Source organism: Spirillospora sp. CA-128828, assembly GCF_050945415.1.
Lineage (GTDB): Bacteria > Actinomycetota > Actinomycetes > Streptosporangiales > Streptosporangiaceae > Spirillospora.
The window spans coordinates 7,691,194-7,709,428 of the sequence record NZ_CP191986.1 but is presented as its reverse complement, the minus strand read 5'-3'; the positions used below and the strand labels follow the sequence as shown (position 1 = coordinate 7,709,428).

At 72.2% G+C, this 18,235-nt stretch carries 17 protein-coding genes and 2 riboswitches; of the genes, 8 read left to right on the top strand and 9 right to left on the bottom strand.

What is annotated here, in order from left to right:
- Positions 1-98 precede the first annotated feature (98 nt).
- The gene (locus tag ACQPXG_RS37015; RefSeq protein ID WP_433463794.1) at positions 99-713 is read left to right on the top strand and encodes a DUF6286 domain-containing protein; all 615 of its coding nucleotides are present in this window, start codon (positions 99-101) and stop codon (positions 711-713) included.
- Position 714: 1 nt separating this feature from the next.
- Positions 715-1,278: a hypothetical protein gene (locus tag ACQPXG_RS37010; RefSeq protein WP_433463793.1), complete on the top strand. Its 564-nt coding sequence runs from the start codon at positions 715-717 to the stop codon at positions 1,276-1,278.
- A 77-nt stretch (positions 1,279-1,355) separates the two neighbouring features.
- Here the strand turns inward: ACQPXG_RS37010 and ACQPXG_RS37005 are convergent, their stop codons facing one another.
- The gene (locus tag ACQPXG_RS37005) at positions 1,356-2,741 is read right to left on the bottom strand and encodes a cation:dicarboxylate symporter family transporter (protein ID WP_433463792.1); all 1,386 of its coding nucleotides are present in this window, start codon (positions 2,739-2,741) and stop codon (positions 1,356-1,358) included.
- Between the two features lie 290 nt (positions 2,742-3,031).
- On the opposite strand from ACQPXG_RS37005, the gene ACQPXG_RS37000 reads away from it, so the two are divergent.
- The 5 genes from ACQPXG_RS37000 (at position 3,032) to ACQPXG_RS36980 (ending at position 7,857) form a co-directional block, all read left to right on the top strand.
- A complete protein-coding gene (locus ACQPXG_RS37000; protein ID WP_433463791.1) occupies positions 3,032-4,972 on the top strand; it encodes an ATP-binding protein in 1,941 nt (646 codons plus the stop codon).
- On the top strand, positions 4,969-5,640 hold the full coding sequence (locus tag ACQPXG_RS36995) for a response regulator (RefSeq protein ID WP_433463790.1): 672 nt from the start codon (positions 4,969-4,971) through the stop codon (positions 5,638-5,640). Before ACQPXG_RS37000 ends, ACQPXG_RS36995 begins: the two co-directional genes overlap by 4 nt.
- A gap of 47 nt (positions 5,641-5,687) precedes the next feature.
- Positions 5,688-5,849 carry a hypothetical protein gene (locus ACQPXG_RS36990; RefSeq protein ID WP_433463789.1) on the top strand — a complete coding sequence of 54 codons (162 nt, stop codon included), beginning with the start codon at positions 5,688-5,690 and terminating at the stop codon, positions 5,847-5,849.
- Positions 5,850-6,217: 368 nt separating this feature from the next.
- A complete protein-coding gene (locus tag ACQPXG_RS36985; protein WP_433463788.1) occupies positions 6,218-7,381 on the top strand; it encodes a thiolase family protein in 1,164 nt (387 codons plus the stop codon).
- 29 nt (positions 7,382-7,410) lie between these two features.
- Positions 7,411-7,857, top strand: a complete 447-nt coding sequence (locus ACQPXG_RS36980) for a winged helix-turn-helix transcriptional regulator (protein ID WP_433463787.1) — start codon at positions 7,411-7,413, stop codon at positions 7,855-7,857.
- Positions 7,858-7,935: 78 nt separating this feature from the next.
- Here ACQPXG_RS36980 and ACQPXG_RS36975 read toward each other — a convergent pair whose 3' ends face one another.
- Entirely contained in the window at positions 7,936-10,113 is a 2,178-nt protein-coding gene (locus ACQPXG_RS36975; RefSeq protein ID WP_433463786.1) for an MMPL family transporter, read from the bottom strand.
- A 95-nt stretch (positions 10,114-10,208) separates the two neighbouring features.
- On the opposite strand from ACQPXG_RS36975, the gene ACQPXG_RS36970 reads away from it, so the two are divergent.
- Positions 10,209-10,817 carry a TetR/AcrR family transcriptional regulator gene (locus ACQPXG_RS36970; protein ID WP_433463785.1) on the top strand — a complete coding sequence of 203 codons (609 nt, stop codon included), beginning with the start codon at positions 10,209-10,211 and terminating at the stop codon, positions 10,815-10,817.
- A 35-nt stretch (positions 10,818-10,852) separates the two neighbouring features.
- Here the strand turns inward: ACQPXG_RS36970 and ACQPXG_RS36965 are convergent, their stop codons facing one another.
- The 7 genes from ACQPXG_RS36965 to ACQPXG_RS36935 all read right to left on the bottom strand — a co-directional run bounded on the left by ACQPXG_RS36965 (position 10,853) and on the right by ACQPXG_RS36935 (position 18,227).
- On the bottom strand, positions 10,853-11,473 hold the full coding sequence (locus tag ACQPXG_RS36965) for a LysE family translocator (RefSeq protein ID WP_433463784.1): 621 nt from the start codon (positions 11,471-11,473) through the stop codon (positions 10,853-10,855).
- Between the two features lie 67 nt (positions 11,474-11,540).
- Complete coding sequence (locus ACQPXG_RS36960; protein WP_433463783.1) at positions 11,541-12,914, bottom strand: L-serine ammonia-lyase; 1,374 nt, start codon at positions 12,912-12,914, stop codon at positions 11,541-11,543.
- 53 nt (positions 12,915-12,967) lie between these two features.
- On the bottom strand, positions 12,968-14,224 hold the full coding sequence (glyA, locus tag ACQPXG_RS36955; protein ID WP_433463782.1) for a serine hydroxymethyltransferase: 1,257 nt from the start codon (positions 14,222-14,224) through the stop codon (positions 12,968-12,970).
- On the bottom strand, positions 14,221-14,610 hold the full coding sequence (gene gcvH / locus ACQPXG_RS36950; protein ID WP_433463781.1) for a glycine cleavage system protein GcvH: 390 nt from the start codon (positions 14,608-14,610) through the stop codon (positions 14,221-14,223). The genes glyA and gcvH overlap by 4 nt, the downstream gene beginning before the upstream one ends.
- Positions 14,611-14,625: 15 nt before the next feature.
- Positions 14,626-15,720 (bottom strand): glycine cleavage system aminomethyltransferase GcvT, encoded by a 1,095-nt coding sequence (gcvT, locus tag ACQPXG_RS36945; RefSeq protein WP_433463780.1) that lies wholly within the window; start codon positions 15,718-15,720, stop codon positions 14,626-14,628.
- 73 nt (positions 15,721-15,793) lie between these two features.
- Positions 15,794-15,881: riboswitch (glycine riboswitch) on the bottom strand.
- 4 nt (positions 15,882-15,885) lie between these two features.
- Positions 15,886-15,981, bottom strand: a riboswitch (glycine riboswitch).
- Positions 15,982-16,074: 93 nt separating this feature from the next.
- The gene (locus ACQPXG_RS36940) at positions 16,075-16,839 is read right to left on the bottom strand and encodes a 3-oxoacyl-ACP reductase (protein ID WP_433463779.1); all 765 of its coding nucleotides are present in this window, start codon (positions 16,837-16,839) and stop codon (positions 16,075-16,077) included.
- Between the two features lie 14 nt (positions 16,840-16,853).
- Positions 16,854-18,227, bottom strand: a complete 1,374-nt coding sequence (locus ACQPXG_RS36935; protein ID WP_433463778.1) for an aldehyde dehydrogenase family protein — start codon at positions 18,225-18,227, stop codon at positions 16,854-16,856.
- Positions 18,228-18,235: the final 8 nt, after the last annotated feature.

Sequence of the window (18,235 nt, the reverse complement as noted above, 5' to 3'; positions counted from 1 at the left end):
GGCCGGCGAACGCGTGAGATGTCGGCATGGCGTGTTTCACTCCGCGTGACATTGGCGCACCATGGGTGACGATGTGCCGACGGCTCACGGGGGTGGCTATGGCCGAGACGCTGGTCAAGGACCTGATCGAGGAGGCGCAGGGCAGGCGGCTGGCGCGGCGGCTCGCCGTCCGCGAGCTGCGGCCCCGCCGGGTGTTCGCCGGATTCGCGGCGGCGCTGCTGGTGACCGCGGCCGGCGGGGTGACCGCGATCGAGCTGCTGGCGGCGGCGCTCGGATCCACCGTCCATCCGGTGCCGGGTGCCGCCCCGATCGTGATCGTCCTGCAGGGCCGTTCCTGGGACGACCCGAACGTGCTGACGCTGGCCGGGGCGGTGGCCTTCCTCGGTGTCGCGTTCCTGCTGGCCGCGCTGCCCGGCCGGCTGCGGGGCGTGCCGCTGGCCGGCGCCGATCCGCGGCTGGCGGGCGTCATCGGACGGGCCGCGCTGCGCCGCACCCTCGCGGACGCGGCGCTGGACGTCCCCGGCATCGAACGCGCCCGCGTCCGCGGCCTCGGCGTCCTGCGCCGCGGGCTCGTCGTCCGGGCGACCACCGGCTACCGCAACCCGGCGAACCTCGCGGAGCTGGTGCACCGCGCGATCGGCGTCCGGCTGGACCGGATCGAGCCGATGCACCGGCCGCCGGTCGACGTCCGGCTCGGCTGGCGGAAGGACTGAGATGAGGATCGCGATCGCGGCGACCGGGACGGTGCTGCTGCTCGCCGGCGGGGCCGCCCTCGCCCTCGGCCTCGGCGTCTTCGACGCGTTCGGCGACCCGTCGGCGAGGCCGCTGCTCGACCCCGCGGTGGCACGGTTCGCCGGAGACAACGGCTGGTTCCTGCCGGTCGCGGCGGGCGCCGCCGAACTGCTGGCGCTCGCGGGTCAGCTCTGGCTGGTCGTCCAGGGCCGGGCCGTGGTCCACCAGTGGTGGCCCGACCTGGACCCGGAGACCCGCGTCCGCGCCCGCGCCGCCGCGGACGACCTGACCCGGGACGTACGCGGGCTGCCCGGCGTCCAGGACACCCGCGTCCGCCTCACCGGGACGGCCGACAGGCCGCGTCTCCGGCTGAACGTGTCCTGCGCGGGCGACACGCTGGTGAGCGAGGTGTACGGGGAGCTCGGCGCGGGTCCGGTGGAGCGGTACCGCCGCGCGGTCGGCATGCCCGACCTTCCGGTGGTGATCCGCTTCCGCCCGGTGCCCGCGCGTCTCCGCAGGCGCCGGCCGGAGCCCGAGACGGCCTGAACAGAAGTGGAAGGCCGCCCGGTGTCGGCCGCAAGGATCGCTGACACCGGGCGGCCGGTCTTCGGGCCGCGGCCCCGCTAGACGGGTGCGCCTTCGGCGGCGGCCTGCTTCGCCTGCACCGGGACCGTTTCGGGCGCCGGCTGCGCGGCGGGCTCGTGGTCGTCCAGCAGGGTCTCCTCGTTGAACGGGTCCTCGCCCGACAGGACGGCGCGGGCCTTCGCGGCGTCGAACTCCTTCGTCCACGAGCCGATCACCACGGTCGCGACGGCGTTGCCCGCGAAGTTCGTCAGCGCGCGGGCCTCGGACATGAACCGGTCGATGCCGACGATGAAGCCGACCCCGTCCACCAGCGCGGGCTTGTGCGACTGCAGGCCGCCCGCGAGGGTCGCGAGACCGGCGCCGGTGACGCCCGCCGCGCCCTTCGACGCGATGATCATGAAGAGCAGCAGCGGGATCTGCGCGCCGATCGACAGCGGCTGGTCCTGCGCGGACGCGATGAACAGCGTGGCCATCGTCAGGTAGATCGCGGTGCCGTCGAGGTTGAAGGAGTAGCCGGTCGGGACGGTGATGCCGACGACCGGGCGGCTCACCCCGAGGTGCTCCATCTTCGCGATCAGCCGCGGCAGCGCCGACTCCGACGACGACGTCGACAGGATCAGCAGGAACTCACGGCCCAGGTAGCGCAGCAGCGAGAACACGCTGATCCGGGTGACCGCCCACAGCACCGCGCCGAGCACCACGAACACGAACACGACGCAGGTCGCGTAGAAGCCCAGCATGATCACGGCGAGGCTCTTCAGCGCCTCCCAGCCGCTCGATCCGACCACCGCCGCGATGGCGCCGAACGCCCCGACGGGCGCCGCCCACATGATCATCCAGAGGATCCGGAACACCAGCTTCTGCACGTGCTCGACGCCGCGCAGGATCGGCGCGCCCGCCCGGCCGAGCCCTTGCAGCGCGAACCCGGTGAGCAGCGCGACGAGCAGCGTCTGCAGCACCTGGCCTTCGGTCAGCGCCGACACCAGCGTGGACGGGATCATCCCGACCAGGAAGTCGACGGTGCCCTCGCCGCCCTCCGCCTGCGACTTGGCCTCCGCTACCGACGACGGGTCCAGGTGCAGCCCGGAGCCCGGGTGCAGGATGTTCCCGACCACCAGCCCGATCGCCAGCGCGAACGTCGACATCACCATGAAGTAGCCGATGGTGACCAGGCCGATCCTGCCGACCTGGGCCGCCTTGGTGACCGAGCCGATGCCGAGCACGATCGTGCAGAAGATGATCGGGGAGATCATCATCTTGATCAGGTTGATGAAGGCCGTGCCGATCGGCTTCAGTTCCTGGGCGAAGTCGGGGGCGACCAGCCCGACGATGGCGCCGGCGACCACGGCGGCGACGACGGCCAGGTACAGATAGTGCACCCGCCCTCGTATCGGACGGCTCGGTGCGACGGTGTCAGGGGACACGGGGATCTCCTCGGCTCAGGCCACCGGGACGAACACGGCGCGGGTGGCGGCGCCCGCCCGGGTGCGGGTCCCGGGCGGGTGCCGGCCTCCCGGCGGGCGCCCATGCTCCGGTGGGGGACCGGTGCATGCACACGGCGGGCGCCCGCACTGCGGATAAGCTCGCAGGTCAGGTGGATGGTCGGCGGCGCTGTGGCTTTGTGCACCTGTGACTATGCGTGGTTCTGTGACGGCGGTCACCTTTGTGTACATTTCGTTTACGGCGATGTCGAAAGAGAGGGTGCGAGGGTCACATGCGGCGTCCGCGATGGGCGGCGCCCGGCCGCTGGAGCCTGGCGCGGCAACTGCTCGTGCTCCAGGCCGCGATCGTCGGGCTGCTCGTGGCGGCCGGCGCCGTCCTGGCCTATCTGGACTCCGGCCGCGCCGCCAACGACAGCGCGACGCAGACGGTGACCGCGGTCGCGGCGAGCATCGCGGACTCCCCGAACGTCCAGGCGGCGCTCACGACCTCGCAGCCGACCCGGCTCCTGCAGCCGTACGCCGAGCGCATCCGGCACGACACCGGCGTCGACTTCATCACGATCATGAACCCGGCGGGGATCCGCTACACGCATCCGAACCCGTCCCGGATCGGCGGGGAGTTCGTCGGCAACACCGCGCGCGCCCTCGCCGGCCACACGTTCACCGAGACCTACACGGGCACGCTCGGCTCGTCGGTCCGGGCCGTCGCGCCCGTCTTCGGCCCCGGCCACCGCGTGGTCGCGATGGTCGCGGTCGGTATCACGGTCAAGGTGATCTCCGCCGAGCTGCGGCAGCGGCTGCTGTCCCTCGCCGTCGTCGCGATGATCGTCCTCGCCGTCGGGGTGACCGGCAGCTACCTCGTCTCGGAGCGGCTGCGCCGCCAGACCCGCGGCGTCGCGCCGCGCGAGCTGCGCGAGATGTTCGAGTACTACCAGGCCATCCTGCACTCGGTCCGCGAGGGCCTCCTGATCCTCGACCGAACGGGCCGCGTGGTCCTCTGCAACGACGCCGCCCACGACCTACTGGACCTGAACACCTCCACAACCCCGCCCCGAACCCCTCCGCCCCTCGCACAGGCTCTCGCCGACTCACCAGACGGGCCCGAGCCCGCCCACCCGGCCGACGAGCCACCCCGGCCACTCCCACCCGAGACGGCCGCGCCGGCCCACTCAGCCGACACCGCGCTCCCCGACCCGCTTGCGGACGCCGTGACCTCCGACCCGCTTGCGGACGCCGTGACCTCCGACCCGCCTGCGGACGCCGTGACCTCCGAGCTGCCTGGGGACGTGGGGACCCGGGACCTGCCTGCGGACCTGCGGGGGCGGGCGGCCGGGGAGCTGGGGCTGCCGCGGGAACTGGTCGCCGCGCTCGTCTCGGCGGAGCCGCGTTCGGACGAGATCCACGTCGGCGACACGCGCGTCCTCGTCGTGAACACCTCGCCCGTCCGGTCTCGGGGGCGGGTGCTGGGCAATGTCGTCACCCTCCGCGACCACACCGAGCTGCAGGGGCTGACCGGTGAGCTCGACACGGTCCGCGGGTTCGCCGAGTCGCTGCGCTCGCAGGCGCACGAGGCGGCGAACCGGCTGCACACGGTGGTGTCGCTGGTCGAGCTCGGCCGGTCCGACCAGGCCGTGGAGTTCGCCACCGCCGAGCTGGAGTCCGCGCAGCGCCTCACCGACCGTGTCGTCGGCTCGGTGAACGAGCCGGTGCTGGCCGCGCTGCTGCTCGGCAAGTCCGCGGAGGCGGGGGAGCGCGGCGTCGAGCTCGTGATCAGCGATGACACCGCGATCGAGGGCGTGATCGAGCCCCGCGACCTGGTCACGATCCTCGGCAACCTGATCGACAACGCGGTCGACGCCGCCATCGAGGGCTCCGGCGCCCGCCCGCCCCGGGTCGTCGTCAGCGCCCGCCAGGACGAAGGCGCGCTCGTGCTGGAGGTGTCCGACAGCGGGCCGGGCGTGGACCCGTCCGCCGTGCCCGACATGTTCCGGCGCGGCTGGACGACCAAGACGTCCGGCGGCCCGGTCGGCCACGGGCTCGGGCTGGCCCTGGTCGGGCAGGCCGTCCGCCGCAACGGCGGCGATGTGCGGGTGGGAACGGCCGATCCCGTCACGCACACCGGCGCGGTCTTCACCGTCCACCTCCCCGCCGGCGGGCCCGGCAAGGGGGAGCCCGGTGGCGAGGGGCTTCGCGGAGGGATCACCGAGACATGATCAGGGTGCTCGTCGTCGAGGACGATCCGGTCGCCGCGGAGGCGCACCGGACGTACGTGGAGCGGGTCGCCGGGTTCACCGTGGCCGGGGTCGTTCACTCGGGCGCGGACGCGCTGCGGTTCTGCGAGCGCACCTCCGTCGACATCGTCCTGCTGGACTTCTACCTGCCGGACACCCACGGGCTCACCGTCTGCCGGGCGCTTCGCGCCGCGGGGCGGGACGTGGACGTCATCGCCGTGACGTCCGCCCGGGACCTCGCGGTGATCCGCACGGCGGTCTCGGTGGGCGTCGTCCAGTACCTGCTGAAGCCGTTCACATTCGCGTCGTTGCGCGACAAGCTCGTCCGGTACGCGCGGTTCCGGGAGCAGGCGGTGGGCAGCGGCGAGGTCACCGGGCAGGCGGACGTGGACACCATGCTCGCCACCCTGCGCACGCCCGACCGTGGGTCGCTGCCGAAGGGCATGAGCGGCGAGACGCTCCAGGCCGTCACCGAGGTGCTGGCGCGCGCCGCGGACGGCCTCTCCGCCGCGGCCGCCGCCGACCTCACCGGCGTCTCGCGTGTCACCGCGCGCCGCTATCTGGAGTACCTGGCGGAGAGCGGCCTGGCCCACCGCAAACCCCACTACGGCCAGGTCGGCCGTCCGGAGGTGCGCTTCTACCCGGGGTAACCGGGGTACCTACGGGACGACAGTGAAACGACATCGGGGGTGTTGTCGTGAAGGAGAAGCCTGGCAAGCCCGGCAAGCCCACGGGCAAGGCGCAGACCGAACCGGAGCACGAGGAGCGGCAGCCCGGCGCCGAGGAGTCCCCGGGCAAGGAGCAGAAGAGGAAACCGGGCGACGCCGCGCGCAAGATGCGCGAGATGTTCAAGGGCTAGGCGGCACGGGACGCTCCGGATGCTTGACGACTCCTTGGGTCGCTATTTGGGACCTATGTCGGCATGCGGGGCTAATGTCCGAAGTGAACGTGACGTCGAGGGGATCGAGGAGGCACGCTTGTCCGACCGTGAACTTTCGGGCGGCTCCACCGAGGGGCTCTTCGACGCATGGAGGGAACAGACGGACCACGGCATGGGCCCCTCCCGCTGAGCGGCCCGATGGCCCGGGGGTCGTGGCGATGCGCCGCGACCCCCGGGTTTCTGTGAAGTTGTGTTGTCGAACTCACCAGGGTCGGCGGGTTGTGTTTTCCAACTCGCTGGCCGGATACTTCGAGGGTTGGTTGGAGAACACAACGGAGGTGGGGGTCATGCGGGACGCGGTGATCGTGGAGGCGTTGCGCACTCCGCTGGGCAAGGGCAGGCCGAACGGCGTCCTGCACGAGGACCATCCGGCCGACCTGCTGGCCCGGACGCTCACGTCGCTGGTCGAGCGGGCGGGTATCGACCCCGCGTCGGTCGACGACGTCATCGGTGGCGTCGTCACCCAGGCCGGCGACCAGGCGCTCAACATCACCCGCACGGCCGTCCTCGCCGCCGGGTTCCCCGAGAGCGTCCCCGCGATGACGGTCGACCGGCAGTGCGGCTCCTCCCAGCAGGCCCTGCACATCGCGGCGCAGGGCGTGCAGAGCGGCGCCTACGACATCGCGATCGCGTGCGGTGTCGAGTCGATGTCGCGGGTGCCGATGGGGTCGAGCGTCCTGCCCGGCAGCGACCCGTTCGGGCCGATGCTCGCCGACCGCTACCCGGACGGCCTCGTCGGACAGGGCATCAGCGCCGAGCTGATCGCCGCCCGCTGGGAATTCACCCGCGAGGAACTCGACGCCTTCGCCTACGAGTCGCACCGCCGCGCCGCCGAGGCATGGAAGAACGGCGAGTTCGACCGGGAGGTCGCCTGGGCGGGGCAGCGCGACGAGACCGTCCGTCCCGGAACCTCGCCCGAGGCCCTCGCCGGGCTCCGGCCCGCCTACTACGACGAGCGCATGGCCGCGCGGTTCCCCGAGATCGGCTGGAAGATCACCGCGGGCAACGCGTCCCCGGTCAACGACGGCGCCGCCGCCGTCCTGGTCATGGGTGCGGACGTCGCCGAGCGCCTCGGCCTGCGCCCCCGGGCGCGTTTCCACGCGTTCGCCGTCGTCGGCGACGATCCGCTGCTGATGCTCACCGCGATCATCCCGGCGACCGAGAAGGTGCTGAAGCGCGGCGGCCTCGCCCTGGACGACATCGACCTGTTCGAGGTGAACGAGGCGTTCTCCCCGGTCGTCCTCGCGTGGCAGCGCGAGACCGGCGCCGACCTCGCCCGCGTCAACGTGCGCGGCGGCGCGATCGCGATCGGCCATCCGCTCGGCGCGAGCGGCGCCCGCATCATGACCACGCTGCTGCACGCGCTCGAAGACCGCGGCGGGCGGTTCGGCCTGCAGACCATGTGCGAGGCGGGCGGCCAGGCCAACGCCACCATTGTCGAGCGGCTTTGACCGACCGTCCGGTGGATAGGCTTCCCGGTATGCCGAAGGACGCCGACCCGCGCGAGTGCTCGATCGCCGACACCCTGGACCTGGTCGGCGAACGCTGGAGCCTGCTGGCGATCCGGGAGCTGAGCTACGGGGTGCGGCGCTTCGACCAGATCGTCTACAACACGGGCGCGTCCCGCGACATCCTCACGTCCCGGCTCCGCAAGCTGGAGGCGAACGGCATCATCCGCCGCGAACGCTACAGCGACCACCCGGTGCGGTACGAGTACCACCTGACGCCCGCCGGGGTGGAGCTGTGCGATGTGCTGATCGTCCTGATGGCGTGGGGTGACCGGCACCTGCACCCGGACGATCCACCCGTCCAGTGGCGGCACTCCTGCGGTGAGCCGGTCAACCCCCTGGTCGTCTGCCGGCACTGCGGCAACGAGGCCCGCCGCGGCGCCCACTCGCCCACCGGCCGAGGCGCCCGGACCGCCTGACGCCGCCGCCATACCGGTGGCCTGTGCGCGGCCGCCGGGCGGGGCGGCGCCGGCGTCCCGCACGCCGGAAGTGCGGGCTCACGGCACCGGATCGGCGACGGCCGCCGTCGCCGGCTCGGACGGTGCGGGCGCCTCCGACACCCCGATGCGCCGGTGGAGGCGTCGCAGGGGGCCCGGCGCCCACCAGTTGAACGGGCCCGCGAGCCGCATGAGGGCCGGGACGAGCACCGCGCGGATCAGCGTGGCGTCGACGGCCACCGCGAGCGCCATCCCGATGCCGAGCTCCTTCAGGAAGACGACCCGGCCGGTGGCGTACGCGGCGAACGAGACGGCGAGAGTGAGCGCCGCGGCGGTGACGAGGGGCGCGCTGCGCGCGATGCCGGCGGGGACCGAGGCCAGGGCGTCGCCGGTCCGGTCGTACTCCTCCTTGATGCGGGCGAGCAGGAACACCTCGTAGTCCATCGACAGGCCGTAGGCGATGCAGAACATCAGGATCGGAATGCTCGGCTCGATGGACCCCGTGGGCGTGAAGCCGAGCACGCCGGACAGATGGCCTTCCTGGAAGACGAAGACGAGCGCGCCGAACATCACCGACAGGCTCAGCAGGTTGAGCGCGGACGCCTTCAGCGGCGCGATCACGCTGCCGGTCATCAGGAAGAGGACGGCGAGCGTGACCGCCACGATGAGCCCGGCCACGAGCGGCAGCCGGGAGGTCACCCCGTCCCGGTAGTCGGCCATCTCGGCGGGGGCGCCGCCGACCAGCACGCCGAACGGTGCGTGGACCGCGCGCACGTCCTTGACCAGGGCGAGCGTGTCGTTCTGCTGCCGGTCGGAGGTGGCGACCAGCGCCAGCCGCGAGCCGGATCCGGCGGTGAGGCGGACCCCGTCCGGCGCCGCGGCGGGCCGGCCGCCGGTGTAGGAACCGGCGGACGAGTCGACCCGGACGACGCCGTCCAGCAGCGACAGGCGGGCGGCGTAGGGGCCGATCTCGGCGGGGTCGGCGGAGCGGGCGACGATGTGGACGGAGTCGGCCTCCTCCTGGGCGAAGCCGTCCCGGATCCGGTCGTACATCTGCCGTGCCGGCGCGGACTGCGGCAGGACGCGGTCGTCGGGCACGCCGAAGCGCACGTCCAGGAATGGAGACCCGAGGACGAGCAGGAGCCCGAGCGCCGTCCCGCCGAACAGCAGCGGACGGCGCATGACCAGCGCGGGAAAGCGGTGCCAGAAGCCTTCGCCGGAGGGGACGGAGCGCCGTTCCACCCGGTGGCCGAGCATCCGCAGCGCCGCGGGCAGCAGCACGGTCGCGCCGAGGACGGCGGCCGCCACCACGGCGACGCCCGCATACGCGAACGAGTTGAGGAAGGGGAAGGGGAACACCAGCAGCACCGACAGGGAAGCGGCCACGGTGACGCCGCTGAACACCACGGTGCGGCCCGCGCCGCGCACCGTACAGGCGACCGCCTCCGGTACCTCGGCACCGGCCCGCAGTTCCTCCCGGAACCGGAAGACGACGAAGAGGCCGTAGTCGACGCCGAGCCCGATGCCCATGACGAGCACGACGTTCGAGGCGAAGGTCGAGATCTCGGTGACGGCCACGGCGGCCCGCAACAGGGCGAGCGCCCCGAGCACGGCGAACAGCCCGGTCCCGAGCGTGACCAGCGCGGCCGCGACCCGCCGGTACACCAGCCACAGCAGCACGAACACCACCGGCAGGATGATCGCCTCGGCGCGCAGGAAGTCCCGCCGGGACTGCTCCATGACCTGCCGGAAGACCTCGTCGCCGCCGCCGACCTGGACGGTGACGTCGGCGCTCCGCCGGTCGAAGTCCGGCGCGAGGCGGGGCAGCAGTTCGCGGCGCACCCGGTCGGCGTCGCCGGGGGCCCAGGCCAGGACGAGGGCCTGCCGCCCGTCCTCGCTGCGCAGCGTCCGGGTGCCATGGGTCCAGTAGGACCAGGCGTCGCCGATTCCGGGCCGGGCGGCGAGTTCCCGGGTGAGCGCCCGTCCCGCCGCGGCGGCCTCGGGCCCGTCGACGGTGCCGTGCCGCGCGGTGACGAGCAGCGCCACGTTCGGGCTGCCGGTCCCGTAGTCGCGGGCCAGCGCGTCGCGCGCTCGCATCGACTCCGACCCAGGCGCCTCGAAGCGGTTCAGCGACAGCGCGCCGAGCGTGCCCGCGCCGGCGAGACCGGCGACGACCGCCACCAGGATCCCCGCGATCACGACCCACCACGACCGGCGCGCGATCAACCTGCCGAGCATGACCCACCCCCGCTAGACTGAAAACACGAGCGATCACTCGCACTCGGCAGATTACGAGTAGTTGCTCGTATTTGCAATCACGGCAGGGAGCCCGGATGGACCAGACACGGCCGCGGCGGCAGGCGCGCGGCGAACGCCGGATCGCCGGCATCCTCACCGCGGCGGCGGACGTCTTCGCGCGCATGGGGTACGAGAAGGCGACCACCAATGCGATCGCTGCGGAGGCCGGCGTCTCACCGGGGTCGCTCTACCAGTTCTTCCCGAACAAGGAGGCCATAGCCGGGGCGCTCGCCGACCGGTTCGTCACCCAGGTGCGCGCCGCTTACGAGGAGGCGTTCGGCTCCACCGGCTCCGCCGGGCTCTCCCTCGACGACGTGCTCGACCGCGCCGTCGACCCGATGATCGAGTTCAACCTCGCCAACCCGGGCTTCAAGGCTCTGTTCGCGCGTCCCGACATGCCCGCCGGCCTGGCGAAGGCGGTCGAGTCCGTGCACACCGAACTGACCGGGCGCGTCGACGGGCTGCTCGCCGCCCGCGCCCCGGACCTGCCGGCCGCCGACCGCGCCCGCACCGCCGAAGTGGCCATCCGGATCTTCCAGGCGATGGTCCCGCTGGTCGTCGGGTCCGCGGCGGAAGACCGCCCGGCCCTGATCCGCGAGCTCAAGAAGGTCCTGCACGGCTATCTGGCCCCGGTCATCGGCTGACCTGCGCCTCTCCGGAGCCCGGATCCCTGCCGGGGTCAGCGCTCCGCGGCCAGGCGGATGCCCAGGCCGATGAACAGGGTCCCCACCGTGGCGTTGAGCCTGCGGCGGGCGGTGTGCCGGCTGCGCAGCCAGTCGCCGATCCGTCCCGCGAGGACGCCGACCGTGCCGTCCACGATGAACTCCAGCACGATCAGGATGGCGCCGAGGATCGCGAACTGCGCCCACACGTGCCCGAGCCCGGGATCGATGAACTGGGGCAGGAACGCGATCGTGAAGGTGACCATCTTCGGGTTCAGCAGATTGGTCACCAGCCCGTTGAGGTAGGCCCGGCGCCCCGAGACGCCGGCCGGTGCCACGTCCTCGTCCCTGCGGTGCCGGAGCGTCTGGACGCCCAGGTAGATCAGGTAGGCGGCCCCGACGATCCGGACCGCCGTGAACGCGACCGGCACCGCCGCGAAGAGCGCGGCCAGCCCCGCCGCGGCCACGGCGACGTGCACGGCCTCGCTCGTCGCGACCCCCGCCGTCGCGAGCAGCCCCGCCCGGGGCCCGCCCCGCATGCCGCACCCGAGGATGAACAGCATGTCGGGGCCGGGGATCACCATCGCGATGAGGGAGGTCACGAAGAAGATGGCGAGCAGATGAGAATCGACCGGCATGTCGCCGATCATCACACGATTCCGCCCGCGCGCGAAACCCGGGGTTCCGAGGCGGGTGCCCAGGTCGTCAGCATTCGATGACGTTGACGGCGAGACCGCCGCGCGACGTCTCCTTGTACTTGTCGAGCATGTCGCGGCCGGTGTCGCGCATCGTCTTGATGGCCTTGTCCAATGAGACGAAGTGGCGGCCGTCGCCGCGGAGGGAGATGCGGGCGGCGCTGATGGCCTTGATGGCGCCGACCGCGTTGCGCTCGATGCACGGGACCTGGACGAGGCCGCCGACCGGGTCGCAGGTGAGGCCGAGATTGTGCTCGATGCCGATCTCCGCGGCGTTCTCGACCTGTTCGGGGGTGCCGCCGAGGACCTCGGTGAGACCGGCGGCGGCCATGGAGCAGGCGGAGCCGACCTCGCCCTGGCAGCCGACCTCGGCGCCGGAGATGGAGGCGTTCTGCTTGAACAGGACGCCCATCGCTCCGGCGGTGAGGAGGAAGCGGACGACGCCGTCGTCATCGCAGCCCGGGACGAAGCGGTCGTAGTAGTGCAGGACGGCCGGGACGATGCCCGCGGCGCCGTTCGTCGGGGCGGTGACGATGCGGCCGCCGGCGGCGTTCTCCTCGTTGACGGCCAAGGCGAAAAGGGTGACCCAGTCCATCGCGTGGAGAGGGTCGGCGGCCTTCTCGGTCGTGAGCTGGCGGTGCAGCTGCGGGGCACGGCGGCGGACCTTCAGCCCGCCGGGCAGCAGGCCCTCGCGGTCGCAGCCCCGGGTGACGCAGGCGCGCATCACATGCCAGAGGTTCAGGAGGCCGTCGTGGATCTCGCGGGACGTGCGGCCGAACGCCTTCTCGTTCTCCAGCATGAGGGCGGAGACCGACAGGCCCGTCTCGCGGCAGCGTTCGAGGAGTTCGGCGGCCGTGTCGAAGGGGTGGGGCAGGACGGTGTCGTCGGGCTTGATGCGGTCGGCTCCGGTGGCGTTCTCGTCCAGGATGAAGCCGCCGCCGACCGAGTAGTACACCTTCGCGCGCAGTTCGCCGCCCGAGGGGTCAAGGGCCGTGAAGCGCATCCCGTTGGGGTGGCCGGGCAGCGACTTCTTGCGTTCGAAATGCAGGTGCTCGTTGACCACGAAGGGAATGTCGTGGTCGTCGAACAGACGTAGCGCGCCGCGCTCGCGGACGGCCCGGAGGCGGTCGTCCACCCGGTCGACGTCGACCAGTTCGGGTTTGTCGCCTTCGAGGCCCAGGATGACGGCCTTGTCGCTGCCGTGGCCCTTCCCGGTGAGGCCGAGCGAGCCGTAGAGAACGACCTGGACCGAGGCGGTCTTCTCCAGCAGCCCGTCTCGTTCGAGGCCGCGGGCGAAACGGTGCGCGGCGGCCATCGGGCCGCCGGTGTGGGAGGACGACGGTCCGATGCCGATCTTGAACAGGTCGAAAACGCTGATGGCCATGCGCTACCCCGTTGTGGCTGTGCCCCCTCCGGGACGGAGGGGGCACGGTGACGTCAGAGGTTCGGGTACAGGGGGTGCTTCTCGGCGAGGGCCGTCACGCGCGCCGCCAGGGCGTCCCGGTCGTAGGACGGCTGGAGGGCCAGCGCGATGACGTCCGCGACCTCGGCGAAGTCCGCGGCGGTGAAGCCGCGGGTGGCGAGGGCGGGCGTGCCGATCCGCAGACCGGACGTGACCATCGGCGGGCGCGGGTCGTTCGGCACCGCGTTGCGGTTGACCGTGATGCCGATCTCGTGCAGGCGGTCCTCGGCGTCCCGTCCGGTGAGCTCGGAGTCCACCAGGTCGACCAGCACGAGGTGCACGTCGGTCCCGCCCGTCAGCACCTTCACGCCGGCCTTGGCGGAGTCCTCGGCGAGGAGACGCTCGGCGAGCAGCCGCGCGCCCTCGACGGTGGCCTCCTGCCGGGCCCTGAACTCGTCCGACGCGGCGATCTTGAGGGCGACCGCCTTCGCGGCGATCACATGCTCCAGCGGGCCGCCCTGCATGCCCGGGAACACCGCGGAGTTGATCTTCTTGCCGTACTCCTCGCGGGCGAGGATCAGGCCGCCGCGCGGTCCGCCGAGCGTCTTGTGCGTCGTGGTCGTGACGATGTCGGCGTACGGGACCGGCGACGGGTGCAGGCCGGCCGCGACCAGGCCCGCGAAGTGCGCCATGTCGACCATGAGCAGCGCTCCGACCGAGTCGGCGATCTCCCGGAACGCCGCGAAGTCGAGCTGCCGCGGGTACGCCGACCAGCCCGCCACGATCATCTTGGGCCGGTGCTCGGCCGCGAGCGAGGCGACCTCGTCCATGTCGACCAGGCCGTCCTCGGCGCGGACGTGGTACGGCACCACGTTCAGCACCTTGCCCGAGTAGTTCAGCCGCATCCCGTGCGTGAGGTGCCCGCCGTGCGCGAGGTCGAGGCCGAGGATGGTGTCGCCGTGCTGGAGCAGCGCGAAGTAGACCGCCGTGTTGGCCTGGGCCCCGCTGTGCGGCTGGACGTTCGCGTGGTCGGCGCCGAACAGCTCCTTGGCCCGGTCGATGGCCAGCTGCTCGGTGACGTCGACGTACTCGCAGCCGCCGTAGTAGCGCCGGCCCGGGTAGCCCTCGGCATACTTGTTGGTGAGGACGGAGCCCTGCGCCTCCAGCACCGAGACCGGCGCGAAGTTCTCCGACGCGATCATTTCGAGGGTGTTCTGCTGCCGCCGCAGCTCGGCGGTGACCGCCTCGGCGACCTCCGGGTCCGCGGTCGCGAGCGAGTCGTACAACGTCATGACTCCTCGATCAGCTTGTCGTAGGCGGCGGAGTCGAGCAGGTCGCCCGGCTCCTCCGAGATGCGGACCTTGAAGATCCAGCCCTCGCCGTACGGGTCGTCGTTGATGACCTTCGGCTCGTCCACCACGGCACCGTTGATCGCGGTGATCTCGCCGCTGACGGGGGAGTAGATGTCGCTGACCGACTTGGTCGACTCCACCTCGCCGCACGGCTCGCCCGCCTCGACGGCGTCGCCCTCGGAGGGCTGCAGCTCGAGGTAGACGATCTCGCCGAGGGCGTCGGCGGCGTGCGCGGTGATGCCGACCGTGACGATGCCGTCCTCGCCGCCGAGGCCCGACACCCACTCGTGCTCCTCGCTGTAGCGGAGCTCCTCAGGAACGCTCACGATCACTTCTCTCTTTCAGGAACGCTTGTAGAACGGCAGCTCGACCACGTCCACCGGCTCGTGCCGGCCGCGGACGTCCACGGCGAGGCCCGTCTCCCCGACGCCGCTGTCGAGGTAGGCCATGGCGATCGGCGTGCCCAGTGTGGGCGACGGGGCGCCGCTCGTCACGACCCCGCACGGCGTGCCGCCGGACGTGACGACCTGGTACCCCTTGCGAGGCGCGCGACGCCCCCGCGCGACCAGCCCCACGAGCCTACGGCCCGGCGGGGTCTGCGCCTGCGCCGCCAGGGCGGTCTTTCCGACGAAGTCGCCCGGCTTGTCCAGCTTCACGACCCGGCCGAGGCCGGCCTCGAACGGGGTGGTCTCCGCGGTCAGCTCGTTCCCGTACAGCGGCATGCCCGCCTCCAGGCGCAGCGTGTCGCGGGCGGACAGCCCGGCCGGGACGACCCCGTCCACCGCGGCGAGCGCCCTCCACAGCGCGACGGCGTCGGACGCGTCCACGAACAGCTCGAAACCGTCCTCGCCGGTGTAGCCGGTGCGGGCGACGAGCGCGTCGACGCCCGCGACCCGCCCGGCGAGGATCGCGTAGTACTTGAGGCCGGCGAGCGGCGCCTCGGTGAAGCCTTCGAGAATCGTCTGCGAACGCGGGCCCTGCAGGGCGATCAGCGCGTACGACGCGGAACGGTCCTCCACGGCGGCCTCGAAGCCCGCGGCCCGCTCGGTCAGCGCCTCCCGGACGACGGCGGCGTTCGCGGCGTTCGCGACGACCATCCAGGTGTCGTCGGCCAGCCGGTAGACGATCAGGTCGTCCAGGACGCCGCCGTCCGGCCCGCAGATCATCGTGTAGCGGGCCTTGCCGACCGGCATCGGCGACAGGTTCCCGACCAGCGCGAAGTCGAGCGCGGCGCCCGCGCCCGGACCGGAGAGGAAGATCTCCCCCATGTGCGACAGGTCGAACAGCCCCGCCCCGGTGCGGACGGCCTGGTGCTCGGCGGTCTCGCTCGCGTAGCGCAGCGGCATCAGATAGCCGGCGAAGTCGACGAGATTCGCGCCGAGGTCCTGGTGGACGTCGTGCAGCGGCGTCTTCTTGGGGATCGGATCGGCGGACATGGGTTCGGCTCCTTCGTCACGGGCGCGCGTGGTCCATCGTCCCACTCGCGCACCGGGCGTCTCGGTGCCTCCCCCTCTGTCATCGGCGCCTGAGAGCTTCACCCGCCTGCCCGGCGGGCTTTCACCTTCGGCGGGGGACCGCGGTCCCCGCTTTCCAGAGGTCGCCTGGCCCGTGCGGTCCGTGGGCCTGAGAGGTTCCGGGGAGGATTTGCTCCTTCGGCGTCCCCGGCCGGCTGCCAGGGACTCTCCCGCACGGGATCATCGGCGGTGTCGATTATTGCATTTCTCTCCCCGCAGACCCAAGGGCCCCTGCTGTGCTCATGGCAGGTTGCCGCGGGGTTGTGGCAGCTCACCTCACAGCGGGGTGACGTAGGCGCCGGAGATGCCGCCGTCCACGAGGAACTCCGAGGCCGTGATGAAGGACGCGTCGTCCGACGCCAGGAACGCGACGGCCGCGGCGATCTCGGACGCCTCGGCGAACCGTCCCACCGGGACGTGGACGAGCCGCCGCGCCGCCCGCTCCGGATCCTTGGCGAACAGTTCCCGCAGGAGGGGAGTGTTGACCGGGCCGGGGCACAGCGCGTTGACCCGGACGCCCTGCCGCGCGAACTGCACGCCCAGCTCCCGCGACATCGCCAGCACGCCGCCCTTGGACGCGGTGTAGGAGATCTGCGACGTCGCCGCGCCCATCTTGGCCACGAACGACGCCGTGTTGATGATCGAGCCCTTGCCCTGGTCGAGCATGTAGGGGATGACGTGCTTGCAGCACAGGTACACGCTCGTGAGGTTGACCTCCTGGACGCGTTTCCACGCGTCCAGGCCCGTCTCCAGGATCGAGTCGTCGTCCGGTGGGGAGATGCCGGCGTTGTTGAACGCCACGTCGATGCGCCCGTAGGCGTCGTGGACGGTCCGGAAGAGCGCCGCGACCTCGTCCTCCACGGTGACGTCCACCTTGACGAAAAGGCCGTCCAGCTCGTCCGCCGCGGTCTTGCCGGCGGTCTCGTCCACGTCGGCGACGACGACCCGGGCGCCCTCCTGTGCGAAGCGGCGCACGGTGGCGAGGCCGATGCCGCCCGCGCCGCCGGTCACGACGGCCACCCGGCCCTCCAGACGCTGCATGGATGTCACTCCTGTCATTGCTCGGTGGAGATGAAGACGTTCTTGGTCTCGGTGAACGCGTCGAGGGCGTCCGGGCCGAGCTCGCGGCCGAGGCCCGACCGCTTGAACCCGCCGAACGGCGTCCAGTAGCGGACGGCCGAGTGCGAGTTCACCGACAGGTTCCCGGCCTCGACGGCCCGGGACGCGCGCAGGGCGCGCCCGACGTCGCGAGTCCAGATCGAGCCGGACAGGCCGTAGGGCGTGTCGTTGGCGAGCCGGATCGCGTCCGCCTCGTCCTCGAACGGGACGACGGTGACGACCGGCCCGAAGACCTCGTCCTGCCAGGACGGAAGCGCCGTGCAGGACGGCCCGGCCAGTACGGTCGGCGGGAACCAGAACCCCGGTCCCTCCGGCGCCGACCCCCGGATCAGCACAGGCGCGTCGTCCGGGACGTACGAGGCGACCTTCTCCCGGTGCGCCGCGCTGATCAGCGGCCCCACCTCGGTCTTCTCATCCCGGGGGTCACCGACCACGACCCCCTGGACGGCGGGCTCCAGGAGTTCGAGGAACCGGTCGTACACCGGCCGCTCCACGAGGATCCGGGAGCGCGAGCAGCAGTCCTGCCCGGCGTTGTCGAACACCGCGGAGGGCGCGGTCGCGGCGGCCTTCTCCAGGTCGGCGTCGGCGAACACGATGTTGGCGTTCTTGCCGCCGAGCTCCAGCGTCAGCCGCTTCACACCCGGCGCGCACGCCGCCATGATCTCCGTGCCGACCCGCGTCGACCCGGTGAACACGATCTTCCGGACGTCCGGGTGCTCCACCAGCCGCCGTCCCGCCACCGGGCCCGCGCCCGGCAGCACCTGCACCACGCCTTCGGGCAGCCCGGCCTCCAGCGCCAGCTCGCCGACCCGCCGCGCGGTCAGCGGTGTCAGCTCGGCCGGTTTGACGATGACGGCGTTGCCCGCCGCCAGCGCCGGCGCCAGCCCCCAGCCCATGATCGGCATCGGGAAGTTCCACGGGACGATCACGCCCACGACACCGAGCGGCTCCGCGAACGTCACGTTCAGACCGCCCGGCACCGGGATCTGCCGTCCGGCGAGCCGTTCCGGCGCCGCCGCGTAGTAGTGCAGGACGTCCCGCAGGTTCCCGGCCTCCCAGCGCGCCTGCCCGATCGGATGCCCGGCGTTGCGCACTTCCAGGGCGGCCAGCTCGTCCGCATGCGCGTCCACGAGATCGGCGAACGCCCGCAACAACCGGGCCCGATCTCCAGGCGCCACGTCCCGCCAGGGAGGAAACGCCCGCCGGGCTCGCGCCACGGCCGCGTCCACGTCCTCGGCCGACGCCAGCGGAACGCGCTCGATGACCTCCTCGGTGGCCGGATTCACGACGTCGAACTCGTCACCCGTCAACAAGAGCC

Bases quoted from the DNA above. Each gene is read 5' to 3' on its own strand.
- ACQPXG_RS36965 (WP_433463784.1), bottom strand. From the start codon at position 11,473: ATGCCGGTCGATTCTCATCTGCTCGCCATCTTCTTCGTGACCTCCCTC.
- ACQPXG_RS37015 (WP_433463794.1), top strand. From the start codon at position 99: ATGGCCGAGACGCTGGTCAAGGACCTGATCGAGGAGGCGCAGGGCAGG.
- ACQPXG_RS36980 (WP_433463787.1), top strand. From the start codon at position 7,411: ATGCCGAAGGACGCCGACCCGCGCGAGTGCTCGATCGCCGACACCCTG.
- ACQPXG_RS36995 (WP_433463790.1), top strand. From the start codon at position 4,969: ATGATCAGGGTGCTCGTCGTCGAGGACGATCCGGTCGCCGCGGAGGCG.
- ACQPXG_RS36940 (WP_433463779.1), bottom strand. From the start codon at position 16,839: ATGCAGCGTCTGGAGGGCCGGGTGGCCGTCGTGACCGGCGGCGCGGGC.
- ACQPXG_RS36970 (WP_433463785.1), top strand. From the start codon at position 10,209: ATGGACCAGACACGGCCGCGGCGGCAGGCGCGCGGCGAACGCCGGATC.
- gcvT (WP_433463780.1), bottom strand. From the start codon at position 15,720: ATGTCCGCCGATCCGATCCCCAAGAAGACGCCGCTGCACGACGTCCAC.
- glyA (WP_433463782.1), bottom strand. From the start codon at position 14,224: ATGACGTTGTACGACTCGCTCGCGACCGCGGACCCGGAGGTCGCCGAG.
- ACQPXG_RS36975 (WP_433463786.1), bottom strand. From the start codon at position 10,113: ATGCTCGGCAGGTTGATCGCGCGCCGGTCGTGGTGGGTCGTGATCGCG.
- ACQPXG_RS37000 (WP_433463791.1), top strand. From the start codon at position 3,032: ATGCGGCGTCCGCGATGGGCGGCGCCCGGCCGCTGGAGCCTGGCGCGG.
- ACQPXG_RS36960 (WP_433463783.1), bottom strand. From the start codon at position 12,914: ATGGCCATCAGCGTTTTCGACCTGTTCAAGATCGGCATCGGACCGTCG.
- ACQPXG_RS36985 (WP_433463788.1), top strand. From the start codon at position 6,218: ATGCGGGACGCGGTGATCGTGGAGGCGTTGCGCACTCCGCTGGGCAAG.
- ACQPXG_RS37010 (WP_433463793.1), top strand. From the start codon at position 715: ATGAGGATCGCGATCGCGGCGACCGGGACGGTGCTGCTGCTCGCCGGC.